The sequence below is a fragment of the Telluria sp. RT2P19 genome (genome assembly GCF_059685725.1).
This window is the reverse complement of record NZ_JCASIL010000001.1, coordinates 75,178-87,907: the sequence shown is the minus strand read 5'-3', so window position 1 is coordinate 87,907 and position 12,730 is coordinate 75,178. Positions and strand designations below refer to the sequence as shown.

Annotated in this window: 8 protein-coding genes; 1 reads left to right on the top strand and 7 read right to left on the bottom strand. The window is 65.9% G+C overall.

Annotated features, from left to right (window positions below):
- Positions 1–114 precede the first annotated feature (114 nt).
- The 7 genes from rluB to AC56KW_RS00300 form a co-directional block, all read right to left on the bottom strand.
- Entirely contained in the window at positions 115–2,160 is a 2,046-nt protein-coding gene (rluB, locus tag AC56KW_RS00330) for a 23S rRNA pseudouridine(2605) synthase RluB (protein WP_497168744.1), read from the bottom strand.
- Positions 2,147–2,887 (bottom strand): SMC-Scp complex subunit ScpB, encoded by a 741-nt coding sequence (gene scpB, locus AC56KW_RS00325; RefSeq protein ID WP_497168743.1) that lies wholly within the window; start codon positions 2,885–2,887, stop codon positions 2,147–2,149. Before scpB ends, rluB begins: the two co-directional genes overlap by 14 nt.
- A 442-nt stretch (positions 2,888–3,329) precedes the next feature.
- The gene (locus AC56KW_RS00320) at positions 3,330–4,343 is read right to left on the bottom strand and encodes a glucokinase (RefSeq protein ID WP_497168742.1); all 1,014 of its coding nucleotides are present in this window, start codon (positions 4,341–4,343) and stop codon (positions 3,330–3,332) included.
- A gap of 171 nt (positions 4,344–4,514) precedes the next feature.
- Positions 4,515–5,459, bottom strand: coding sequence for a VTT domain-containing protein (locus AC56KW_RS00315; protein WP_497168741.1), 945 nt, complete (start codon positions 5,457–5,459; stop codon positions 4,515–4,517).
- Between the two features lie 91 nt (positions 5,460–5,550).
- A complete protein-coding gene (locus tag AC56KW_RS00310) occupies positions 5,551–7,269 on the bottom strand; it encodes an ABC transporter ATP-binding protein (protein WP_497168740.1) in 1,719 nt (572 codons plus the stop codon).
- 8 nt (positions 7,270–7,277) lie between these two features.
- Positions 7,278–8,306 carry an ABC transporter permease gene (locus AC56KW_RS00305; RefSeq protein WP_497168739.1) on the bottom strand — a complete coding sequence of 343 codons (1,029 nt, stop codon included), beginning with the start codon at positions 8,304–8,306 and terminating at the stop codon, positions 7,278–7,280.
- A gap of 3 nt (positions 8,307–8,309) precedes the next feature.
- Positions 8,310–9,248 (bottom strand): ABC transporter permease, encoded by a 939-nt coding sequence (locus tag AC56KW_RS00300; protein WP_497168738.1) that lies wholly within the window; start codon positions 9,246–9,248, stop codon positions 8,310–8,312.
- Positions 9,249–9,838: 590 nt separating this feature from the next.
- On the opposite strand from AC56KW_RS00300, the gene AC56KW_RS00295 reads away from it, so the two are divergent.
- A complete protein-coding gene (locus AC56KW_RS00295; protein ID WP_497168737.1) occupies positions 9,839–12,694 on the top strand; it encodes a TonB-dependent receptor domain-containing protein in 2,856 nt (951 codons plus the stop codon).
- The last annotated feature ends 36 nt before the right edge of the window (positions 12,695–12,730 follow it).

Sequence of the window (12,730 nt, the reverse complement as noted above, 5' to 3'; positions counted from 1 at the left end):
ATGAGCTTCTAAACAACAGTTGGCAGTATGCCATGGGCTGCGAAACATTTTACGCTGTTCCGCGCGGGTGCGTCCGGCCTGCGCACGGTTGCCCAGGCCGGCTGTAAATCACCCTCAGCCGCGCCGGCCCCGGCGCGGCAGACCGTGTTCCGAGCCGCGCGGACCCTGGCCGCCGCGACGGCCGCCGCCACCGGTGCCGGCAAAGCCGAAGGTGGTCTGCAGCGGATCCGGCTGGCGCGGACGGCTGCTGTTGGCGCCGCCCTTGCCGCCCGCGGCCGCATTGGCGCCACGGCCCTTGCCGCCGCCCTGAGCACCCTGGCCGCCCTGGCGGCCACCGACTGGCTTGCCGCTCGGCACTGGACCGTTCAGGATGCCCTGGCCGCGGGTGCTGCCAACGCGCGCCACCGGCGGACCGAACGGGTCGACATTGCGGTTGGCGTCGGCGCGGTCGATGCGGTTGCCATCGCTGCGGTCGTTGCCACGCTCGACATTACGCTCGGCGCCACGGTTGCCATCGGCGCGCATGCCGTCAGGACGCGGACCCTTGCCCTTGTGGCCGCCCTTGACATGCTTGTCGGGGGCGGCGCCCTTCTTCTCGACGCCGAACGCCGCCATCAGCGCGCGCACATCGTTTTCCTCGAACTCTTCCCAGCGACCACGCTTGAGGCCGCTCGGCAGGGTCATGGCGCCGTAGCGGGTACGGATCAGGCGCGAGACGGTCAGGCCGACCGCCTCGAACATGCGGCGCACCTCGCGGTTGCGGCCTTCGCCGATCACCACGCGGTACCAGCGGTTGATGCCTTCGCCGCCGCCGTTCTGGATCTTGGAGAACGCGGCCTTGCCGTCGTCGAGCTCGACGCCGGACAGCAGCTTCTGGCGCATGCCCTCTTCGAGTTCGCCCAGCGTGCGCACCGCATATTCGCGGTCGATGTTATAGCGCGGGTGCATCAGCCGGTTGGCCAGGTCGCCCGAGGTCGTAAACAGCAGCAAGCCTTCGGTGTTGAAGTCGAGGCGGCCGACGGCCAGCCACTTGCCGGCTTTCATGGTCGGCAGGCGGTCGAACACCGATGGACGGCCTTCCGGGTCGTCGTGGCTGACGATCTCGCCGGCCGGCTTGTGGTAGACCAGCACGCGCGGCGGCTTGCTGCTCACGCGGCGCTGGATCAGCTTGCCGTTGATGCGGACCGCATCGGTCGGCAGGATGCGCTGGCCGATATGGGCCGGTTCGCCGTTGACCGAGACGCGGCCGGCGACGATCAGCTCTTCCATGTCGCGGCGCGAACCAAGGCCGGCCTCGGCCAGCACCTTGTGCAGCTTCGGCGCATCGTCGTCGGCGGTCAGGTCGCGCCGTACCGGTTTTGCCTGGGCATTGCTGCGCGCGCCGTCGTTGGCATCGAACGCGTCCGAGGTGACAAAGGAGAACACATTGTCGGCTTCATTGCCCGGCTGCTGCTTGCCGCCCTGCTTGCCCTGCTTGCCGCCACGGCCGATCTGCTTGGCCGGACGGCCACCCTCGGTCGGACGCGCGCTTTGCTGGCCCGGGCGGCCGCCTTGCGGGCCGCGCTTGCCCTGCTTTTGCTGACCGCGGCCGCGCGCGTCCGGCGCGCCTTCTTCTTGCGCGGCTGCTTCGGCATCCGGCTCGGACGCCGGAGCGGCTTGCTCGACAACCGCCGGCGCGGCGGCCTGCTGCAACGCTTCGCGTTCGGCGCGCTTTTCGCGCATCTGGCGCGGACCGCGCGGCTTGCGCACCTCCTGGACCGGGGCTGCAGGCTCAGCGACCGGCGCGGCGGCCGGCGCTTCCGCTGCAGCTGCGGCTGCCGGCGCGCTGGCCGCAGCGGTATCCGGAGCGGTATCCGGCGCGGCTGCCTGTCCTTCTTTCGCGGCCTTGGTGGCGCGCGGCTTGCGGACCTTCGGCGCAGGCGCTTCAGCGACGGGCGCAGCAGCCGGCTCGGTGGCGGCCGGCTCGGCGATGGCCGGCTGGGCGGCCTTGCGGGTACGCTTCGGCTTGGCCGGCGCATCGGCCGCTGCAGCCTCCGCTGGTGCGGCCTCCGCTGGTGCAGCCTCGACAGCGACAGCCGCCTTGCGCGTACGCTTCGGCTTGGCTGGCGCCGGCTCGCCTGCATCCACAGGCTTGGTCTCGTTTTGTTCAGTTGGGTTCATCGTTCGTGTCTTTATTGTGCTGACCCGCCTCGGCAATCCCGTCATCAAGCGTGTCGCGGATCGGAACTTCAACGGGTGAAGTAGCTAAATCTATCTCGGCGGCGGATGCGGAAGCACCCACCCTGTCAAAATTGTCATTCAATGCCGCCTCGAGGGCTTCGAGGCTGCGGCTGTCGGGGCCTTCGGCCAAGGGCTGCAGCGGCGGCAACTGGGACAGCGACGCCAGGCCCAGGTCGTCCAGGAACTGGCGCGTGGTACCCAGCAGCGCCGGCCGCCCCACCACTTCGCGGTGCCCGACGACGTCGATCCAGCCGCGGTCTTCCAGCATCTTGATGGTCTGCGAATTGACCGCCACGCCGCGGATCTCTTCGATGTCGCCGCGCGTCACCGGCTGGCGGTAGGCGATGATCGCCAGCGTTTCCAGGGTCGCCCGCGAATATTTGGGCGGCTTCTCGGGCGACAGCCGGTCGAGATAGGGCTTCATTTCAGGCCGGCTCTGGAACCGCCAGCCCGAGGCCAGGCTGACGACCTCGATGCCGCGACCATCCCAGTCCTGGCGCAGTTCTTCCAGCAAGATCTTGATCGTGTCAGCGCCGACACCGGCGCCGACCTGCCGTCCTTGCGTATCGACCTCGGCGAAGAGTTTCTTCATGCCGTGGATCGATATTGGCTCGCGGGCGCACAGCAAGGCGGTTTCGAGGACTCTCTTGGCCTCGTCAGTATTCATAGTGCGATGTCGTCAATCAAACAATGTGCCAAACGGCGCGGCCAAGCGGCATCGGGACAGCATCTGCGCAAGTGACGCGCATGCCTGCGTGCCATGCGTCGGCTTGTCGCCCTGCGATCTGCTGCCTGAAACCGGAATCCGTGGGCCCGGCGCGCTGAGCGCCGGAGCTATTACATGGCGGACAAGGAAACCGCCAGGGGCAACCCGCCTGCGCGACAGGCCGCTGGTGTTGATCATTATTGCGAAACGCAAACTCGACGGAACCCCGGTGGAACTCGGCTGAACTATGTCCCTCAGGCACACCCGCGGTCGGGGCGGCGCCAGGGAGCGGCCTGTGCGGCACGCGAGCGGACGACGTCGTTTCTTACAACTGGCGGCCATTGTAACCGATAAAACCCCGCTGTGGACAAGCGGACGGCGGTGTGCGCCACGCCTATTTGCATCAGTCGGACAGTTTTTCCGACAAAATCGCCGACACACCAAGGAATGCAGGGTACTCGGCGGTGATCACATAGGTCGGGACGTCGGCCAGGTAGGCGGCGAAGCGGCCCTTCTGCTCGAAGCGGCGGCGGAACGACGAACGGTCGAAGCGCTCGCCCAGGCGCGGCACGATGCCGCCACCGATGTAGACGCCGCCCTGGGCGCCGAGCGTCACGGCGAGGTTGCCGGCCACGGTGCCGAGCATGCCGCAGAAGGCTTCCAGCACCTCGTCGCACAGTGCGCATTCGCCGCTCAGTGCGCGGCGCGAGATCTCGGCCGCGCCGAGACGTTCGTCCGGACGGCCGGCCCGGTCGGCCAGCGCGCGGTAGATCAGTTCGACGCCGGCGCCGGACAAGAAGCGCTCGAACGAGACGTGCTCGAACTCGCGCCAGGCATATTGCAGGATGGCGACTTCTTGTTCATTGACGGGGGCGAAGCTGACGTGGCCGCCCTCGCTGCGCAGCGCCGTCCAGCTGCCGCCGCACGGGACCAGGCCCGAGACGCCGAGGCCGGTGCCGGCTCCCAGCAGGCCCAGCGCCGCATCCGGTTGCGGCGCACCGCCGCCGACCTGGCGTTTGTGCTCTCCCAGGTGTGGCAGCGAACGGGCCAGCGCCGAGAAATCATTGACCACCATCAGGATCTCGAAACCGCATTCCTGGCGCAGGGCCTCGGTGGAGAACTCCCAGTGGTGATTGGTCATGCGCACGCGGTCGCCGTTCACCGGATTGGCGATGGCGATGGCCGCATGACGGATCGGTGCGGCGCTGATGGCCTGGACCGCCGCACTGCCCAGGTAGGCGCGCATGGCCTCGCCCAGGGTGGCGTAGTCGGCGCAGGGCAGCACCTCGACACCTTCGAGCCGTCCCGGCCCCAGTTCCAGCACGAAGCGGCAATTGGTGCCGCCGATATCGGCAAGCAGGCGGGCGCCACCGGAGTGCAGGCGGTCGTTCGGGGTGAGGAGCTGGGAGGCGGTCATGGGGCGAGAATATGATGTAACTCCCCAAGCTTACTAAATTTTTTGCCCTGAAGACAAGGCATTTCTGTAGTTTAGGTACATATCCATACGCAGTTGCAATGGAAACCCCTCGCAGCGGGCGACCATCGAAGTAGTAGAACTACTTCAAGGTGGTTGCAGGCTCTCAGGCGCTCAGCAGGTTGCCGGATCGAGCGCGGGATCGCCGCCGCGCTGCGCATTCCAGGCATCGAGCCCGCCCCTGAGCGGACGGGCGCGGTGAAAACCATTGGCCATGAACTGGCGCGCCACCTCGGCGGCCGTGACATCGTTCGGGCAGCTGCAATAGACGACGATGTGGCGGTTGCGGTCGAGCGTGGCCATCAGGTGCTCGGGCTGGCAGGCGCGGAATACGAGGGCGCCGGGGATTGCGGCCTCCATTTGCTGCGCGCTGATGCTGCGCGCATCGATGATGACCGGATCGTGACCGGCGTCGATCAGGGCCAGCAGCTCGTCGATCTCGATGCGCTCGATCGCGCTGCGCGAGCGGTGACGGCGACGCTCGGCATACTTGAAGGCGATGAACAGCGCCAGCAGGCCGGCGACGATGGTCAGCGCCGTGCTGCCCATGGTCGAGAGCGTATCGAGCACGCCGTCGACACTGTCGTGGAACCAGATGCCCAGCAGGATGCCGGTGCCGCTCCAGAGCGCCGCGCCGGTGACCGCGTACAGCAGGAAGGGCCGCGCGCTGACGCCCATCGCGCCCGACAGCGGGGCCGCGATGGTATTGAAACCGGGGACGAATTTGGACACCAGCAGCGACTTGACGCCGAATTTACGGAAGCGGTCTTCGGTCTGGTTGACACAGGAATCGGGCGATAGCGAAATCTTGCACAGCAGGCGCAGGATGCGCTTGCCATAGAAGCGGCCGGCGCGAAACCAGAAGGCGTCGCAGATCAGGCAGGCCACGATGGCCGCCAGCCACACGGTGTGCCAGCTGAGGTCGGCGTCGACCGACAGCGCGCCGGCCACGATCAGGATCGGGTAGGCAGGAATGGGCAGGCCGAACTGTTCGACGAGGACGATGCCGAACACGATCAGCACGCCATAGACCTGAAGGAGTTCGGCTAGCTGGGACATTTTTGTATATTAGCGCAATTGTATGGCCGGCACCGTGGGGCCCCATATTCCTTTTGGCGTGCGCGCAACGCTTGCCACCGATGCGCCGTTCTTACTGGACACCGTGCGGGACGTCGTGCAACACGCCGCGCGGAATCGCCGCCAGCAGCGCGCGCGTATACGGATGCTGCGGGTTGCGATACAGCTCGTCCGCATCGGCCATCTCGACCACGCTGCCCTGGTGCATCACCATCACCTGGTCGGAAATGTACTTGACCACCGACAGGTCGTGCGAGATGAAGATGTAGCTCATGCCGTATTCGTCCTGCAGGTCCTGCAGCAGGTTCAGCACCTGGGCCTGGACCGAGACGTCGAGCGCCGACACCGATTCGTCGCACACCAGGATCTCCGGCTTCATGGTCAGGCAGCGCGCGATCGCGATGCGCTGGCGCTGGCCGCCCGAGAACTCGTGCGGGTAGCGGCCATAGGCGGCGTCCGGCAGCCCCACCCTCCCCAGCAGTTGGCGCGCCAGCAGGCTGCGCTCCATGTCGCTGGCGCCGATGCCGTGGATGCGCATCGGTTCCAGCAAGATCTGGCCGACCGTGAAGCGCGGATTGAGCGAGGCGTACGGATTCTGGAAGATGATCTGGATCCGGCGCTTGTACGCCTGGTAGTCGCGGTCCGACATGGTCACCAGGTCGCGCCCCTCGAACAGCGCCGAGCCGCCGGTCGCCCGGTGCAGGCGCAGCAGCGTGAGGCCCACCGTGGTCTTGCCGGACCCCGACTCGCCCACCACACCCAGGGTCTTGCCGCGCCCCAGGGTGAACGAGACATCCTTGACCGCCCGGAATTCGCGCTTGCCGAACAGGCCTTCGCGCAGCCAGAAGCTCTTGGCAAGGTGCCGGACCACCAGCACCGGCTCGTCGTCGGGCGTAGTGCCGCGCATGCGCTGTTTCGGCGCCTGGTCCGGCGCGACCCGCCCGCTCAGGTAATCGTCGATCACGGGCAGGCGCAGCGGTCGCGCATCGAGCGAAGGCCGGCAATGCAGCAGGGCCCGGGTGTAGGCGTCGGCGGGCGCGCCGAACACCTGGGCCGCCGCGCCCTCCTCGCGCACTTCGCCGTGGCGCATCACGATCACGCGGTCGGCGAATTCGCCCACCAGGGCCAGGTCGTGGGTGATGAACAGCACCGCCATGCGACGCGCCCGCTGCAGGCGCGCGATCAGCTCCATGATCTGCTTCTGGATCGTCACGTCAAGGGCCGTGGTCGGCTCGTCGGCGATCAGCAGCCTCGGTTCGCAGGCGATCGCCATCGCGATCATCACCCGCTGCTGCTGGCCACCCGACATCTGGCTCGGGTAGGCGTCGATTTTCTGCCGCGGTTCGGGAATGCCGACTTCGTCCAGCAGCTCCAGGGTGCGCGCGCGCGCCGCGCGCTTGCTCATGCCCATGTGCAGGCGCAGCACTTCGCCGATCTGGAAGCCGACCGTGAACACGGGATTGAGCGAGGACATCGGTTCCTGGAAGATCATCGCGATGTCCTTGCCGCACAGCGCGCGCCGCGCGCGCAAGGGCAGGCCGAGCAGTTCGCGCCCGGCGAATTGGATGCTGGAGCCGGGATCGACGATCGTGGTCTCCGGCGGCAGCAAGCCCATCACGGCCAGCGAGCTGACCGACTTGCCGCTGCCGGACTCGCCTACCAGCGCCACCGTACTGTCGTCGGGCACGTCGAACGAGATGCCCTTCAGCGCTTCGAAGGTGAGGCGCTTGTCGGTGCGGAAAGCGATGCGCAGGTTGCGCACCCGCAGCAGGGGTTCGGTGTCGTCGGTCATGTCCTGTTTCATTTGATCTTGGGATCGAGCGCATCGCGCAAGGCGTCGGCAAACAGCGAGAAGCTCGTCACCAGCAGCGCCATCGCACTGGCCGCGGCCGCCAGCTGCCACCACTTACCCAGGATGAGCTCGTTTTGCGCCTCGTTCAACATGCTGCCCCACGAGACCGTGCCGACCGGTACGCCGAAACCCAGGAAAGAGAGAATGACTTCGGCCTTGATGAAGCCCACCACCAGGATCGACATCTGCACCAGCGCCACGTGCGAGACATTGGGCAGGATGTGGCCGAACATGCGCTGCCAGCTCGATGCGCCGATGGCATTGGCCGCCATCACGTATTCGCGCGCGGCGTGCTTGATGTACTCGGCGCGCATCAGGCGATAAGGCCCGGTCCACCCGGTCAGCCCCAGGATCAGCACGATGGTGGTCACGCCCTTGTGCTGGAGCACGGCGGCCACGGTCAGGATCATCAGGATCGAGGGAATCGCCGTGAAGATGCTGTAGAACCAGTTGAACAGGTCGTCGACCCAGCCGCCATAAAAGCCCGACACGGCCCCGAACAGCGTGCCGAGGGCGACCGCCAGCAGGGCTGCCACCAGGCCCACCACGATCGAGGTCTCGCCACCCTTGATCGTCTTCCTGACGATGTCGTGGCCCCATTTATCGGCGCCGAAGGGCATGGTCGTGCGCTTCGCGACCGGCGGATGCGCTTGCGCCACCTGCGCCTGGAGTTCGGCCAGTTCGGCCGCCAGCGGATCAAAGGCGTTCGGGGGCGTCGCGCGCGGCGATTGCGCCTGGGCCAGTGCGCGCGCCGTGGCGTCGGCGCCGATGAACGACGGCGGCGCGTAGTTGACCGCGACCTCGTCTTCCCAGTCGGCAGCCACCAGCCCGGAGGCGGACAGCAGCACCAGCAACAGGAATGCGCCGACGACGGCCAGGGCCGCCATCGCGATGCGGTCGGCGCGCAGGCGCCGCCAGGCCAGCGTCCACAGGCCGGGAGAATGCATGTACGTGCTCGAATCGAGGGTGGTCGTCATGGCCTATTTGAGCTGCACGCGTGGATCGACCGCCTGGTACAGCAAGTCGGCCAGCAGGTTGAACACCATGGTCGCGGCGGCCACGTAGACCGTGATCGCCTTGATCACCGGGAAGTCGCTGCGCTCGACGGCCAGGATCACTTCGCGGCCGATGCCGGGAATGCCGAAGAAGCGCTCGAGCAGGAAGGCGCCGATCAGCAGCGCCGGCAGGTTGGCCATCACATGGGTAATGATCGGGATCGCGGCATTGCGCAGCACATGGACCCAGACGATGCGCCCCTCGCCCAACCCCTTGGCGCGCGCGGTGCGCACGTAATCCTGCCCGGCTTCGTCGAGCACGAAGCTGCGGTACAGGCGCAGGGTCGGCGCGATCGAGACCGCAAGGCCGATGATAATCGGCAGCAGCGCATACCTCAGCAGGTTCTCTCCGAGGCTGCTGCCCCAGCCCTGGACCGGGAACACACCCCACTGGTAGGCGAACACGTACTGGAACACGATGATATAGACCAGGATCGAGATCGACATCCCGACCGTGCAGGCCACCATCACCGCGCGGTCGGTCAACGAGCCGCGCACGAAGGCGATCGCCAGCGCCAGCGCGATGCCGAACAGGGTCTCCAGCACGGTGAGCGGGACCAGCACCGTGAGCGACGGCCCCAGGCGGCTGGCAATGATGCGCGACACCGGTTCGCCCGTGCTCCAGGCATTGCCGAAATCGAAGGTCAGGATCTGCTTGACGAAGATCCATAGCTGCACGGTATACGGCTGGTCGGTGCCGAGCTGGCGCCGGATGTTCTCGATCGCCTGTGCGTCGGCCATCTTGCCGGCGAGCAGATAGGCTGGATCGCCGCCGACCCAGTTGAACAAGAAAAAGACCAGCAGCACGACCCCGGCCATTGTCGGCAGCGTCTGCCACAACCGGCGCACCACATAAGCAAACATTGCACTCCCGAATCTGCGGATTGGGCGAATGGAACGCCCCCAGGCTTGCCGCCGAGGCAAATCATCGCCAGCAAAAAACGACACGATAGCGCATATCCGCAAGCGCCGACAGACGCGCAATCTTATGCCCCGATAGTTGCAGGTTATTGCAAAGTCATGACACTACCATCACGGATTCATATAAGAAGCTTGCTTCGAGCATCATATATGCATAGAGACATCACAGCAATTAACTGCCGATAAAATATAGTTTCGTTAGATTAAATTCTAAATCAAACTATATTTTCCGCATGATCTATCTCATTTTGCGTCTGGTGACTTTCCGGTGGCTATCACTAAAGATGCAAGTTGTAAACACAAGTTATTGCGTAGTTGTATTTTTGTTCGTACTTACTTTACTGATTGACACTGTCTTGCTGTCAATGTTTTTATTGCCAAGTAGTAAAAAACATGCTGCGGCCAAATGACGTGGCGATTCACTGACTTTACTGGCCGGCGCCACCCGCCGCCAGGTCTTACGGGGAAGACTGACTATGATGGTTGAAACTGTGTTATCTCGATCGATACGCCTGATCTGCGCCGGTGGCCTTGTGGTCGCCGTCACGGGGGTCCAGGCGCAGGAAGCGCCACCTGCCGTCGAATCGGCCCAGCGCGTGGAAGTGACGGGTTCGCGCATCGCCACCGCCAACCTGGAAAGCGTCAGCCCGGTCACCGTGGTCGGCGCCAAGGACATCGCGCTCGAAGGCGTGAAGTCGGTGGAGAGCCTGCTGAACAACCTGCCCCAGGTGTTCGCCGACCAGGGCGGTTCGATCTCGAACGGCTCGTCCGGCACGGCCACCGTCAACCTGCGCAACTTCGGCGCCGACCGCACCCTGGTGCTGGTCAATGGCCGCCGTCTGCCGGCCGGCAGCCCGCGCAATACCGCAGCCGACTTGAACCAGATCCCGGCCGCGCTGATCAAGCGCGTCGAAGTGCTGACCGGCGGCGCCGGCGCGATCTACGGTTCGGACGCGGTCGCCGGTGTCGTCAACTTCATCATGAACGACACCTTCCAGGGCGTGCAGATCGACGCCAACTATCAGTTCTACAACCACGACCAGAATGGCGGCCTGGCGGCCGAGGCGGCCCGGCGCCGCAATTATCCGCTGCCGGACGACGTCGGCGCCGACGCCAAGATCAAGGACATCAGCCTGCTGCTGGGCGGTAACTTCGCCGACGGCAGGGGCAACGCCACGCTGTACTTCGGCTACAAGAAGGAAGACCCGGTCCTGCAGTCGCAGCGCGACTTCTCGTCGTGCTCGCTGGACGGCTTCAGCTCGGGCAACCAGTTCAACTGCGGCGGTTCGGGCACCAGCTTCCCTGGCCGCTTCATCACCGCCAACGGCGACCGCACCGTGGCCGATGCCGCGGGCAACGTCCGTCCATATGTCGCCGCCACCGACCAGTACAACTTCGGTCCGCTGAACTACTACCGCCGTCCTACCGAACGCTACACCTTCAGCGCCTTCAGCCACTACGACATCAACGACAAGGCGCGCCTGTACACCGAGGCCAGCTTCCACGATGACAGCACCGTGGCCCAGATCGCCCCGTCCGGCCTGTTCGGCCTGGATGCCTCCGGCCCGAATGCGATCCGCTGGGAAAACCCGCTGCTGACCGACGCCTGGCGCAGCGCACTCGGCATGACCGGCCCCGGCGACACCGCCGACGCGCTGATCTTCCGCCGCAACGTCGAAGGCGGCGGCCGCCAGGATGACCAGCGTCATACGTCCTACCGCGGCGTGATCGGCATCAAGGGCGACATCGGCAACTGGCGCTACGACGCCTTCGCCCAGGTCGGCAAGGTGCTGTACTCGGAAACCTATTACAACGACTTCTCGATCGCCCGCAGCGCGCGCGCCCTGGACGTCGTGGCCGACGCCGGCGGCAACCCGGTGTGCCGCAGCGTCGTCAACGGCACCGACCCGAACTGCGTTCCGTACAATATCTGGCGCCTCGGCGGCGTGACCCCGGAAGCGCTGAGCTACCTGCAGACCCCGGGCTTCCAGCGCGGCAGCACCTCGCAGACCGTGCAGGGCATCAACCTGTCGTCCGACCTGGGCGAGTATGGCCTGACCATCCCTGGCAGCAAGGAAGGCGTGGGCGTCGCCTTCGGCTGGGAACACCGCACCGAGAAACTCGACCTGAACGCCGACGCGGCCTTCTCCACCGGCGACCTGGCCGGTCAGGGCGGACCGACCCAGAGCGTGGCCGGCCAGTTCAGCGTGCGCGACTACTTCGCCGAGACCCGCATCCCGATCCTGCAGGACGTGCCGTTCGCCGACCAGCTGACCGCCACCGCCAGCTACCGCAAATCGGACTACTCGACCGGCCACAAGACCAATTCGTATGGCGTGGGCTTCGAGTGGGCGCCGGTCGAAGAAGCGAAGTTCCGCTTCAGCTACCAGCGCGCGGCACGCGCGGCCAACGTCGTCGAGCTGTTCAGCCCCTTCGGCCTGAGCCTGTTCGGCATGTCGAACGACCCCTGCGCCGGCGCCAACCCGAGCGCCACCCTGGCGCAGTGCCAGCTGACCGGCGTCACCGCCGCCCAGTACGGCACCATCCAGGACAGCCCTGCCCTGCAGTACAACCAGATCAGCGGCGGCAACCCGAACCTGGAACCGGAAACCTCGGATTCCTACACCCTGGGCCTGGTGCTGACCCCGACCCGCAACAGCTCGATCACCATCGACGCCTTCGACATGAAGGTCGAGGGCACGATCGGCGGCTTGCCGGCCTCGACTACCCTGACCCAGTGCCTGAACACGGGCGATCCGACCTTCTGCTCGCTGATCACCCGTGACCGCCTGGGCACCCTGTGGGCGCTGCCAGCCGCACAGGTGATCGCGACCAACCAGAACCTGGGCCAGATGTCGACCAAGGGCATCGACCTGGGCGCCAACTACCGCATGAAGATGGGCGCCTGGGGCGGCCTCGACCTGTCGCTGATGGGCACCTACCTGAAGGAATTCATCCAGGAAGACTTCCCGGGTTCGGGCGAGTACGACTGCTCGGGCTTCCATGGCACCTCGTGCGGCACCCCGATGCCGAAGTGGCGCCACAAGCTGCGCGCGGTGTGGGCAACCCCATGGCGCGGCCTGGAACTGGGCGCGACCTGGCGCTACGTCCGCGGCACCAAGCTCGACCAGTCGAGCAGCAATCCGATCCTGGCCGGCGACTTCGAGCCAGCCGACGAAAGCCTGGGCGCGCGCAGCTACCTGGACCTGGTGGGCAACTACCGCATCAACGACAACTTCACCTTCCGCGCCGGCATGAACAATGCGCTGGACAAGGATCCACCGGTGTCGGGCGTCGTCGCGGCCGTGTTCGGCAACGGCAATACCTATCCGCAGGTGTATGACACCCTGGGCCGTCATATCTTCCTGAACGTGACCGCCAAGTTCTGATCGTCATGAGCTGAAACAAGAAGGGCGCACCTCGGT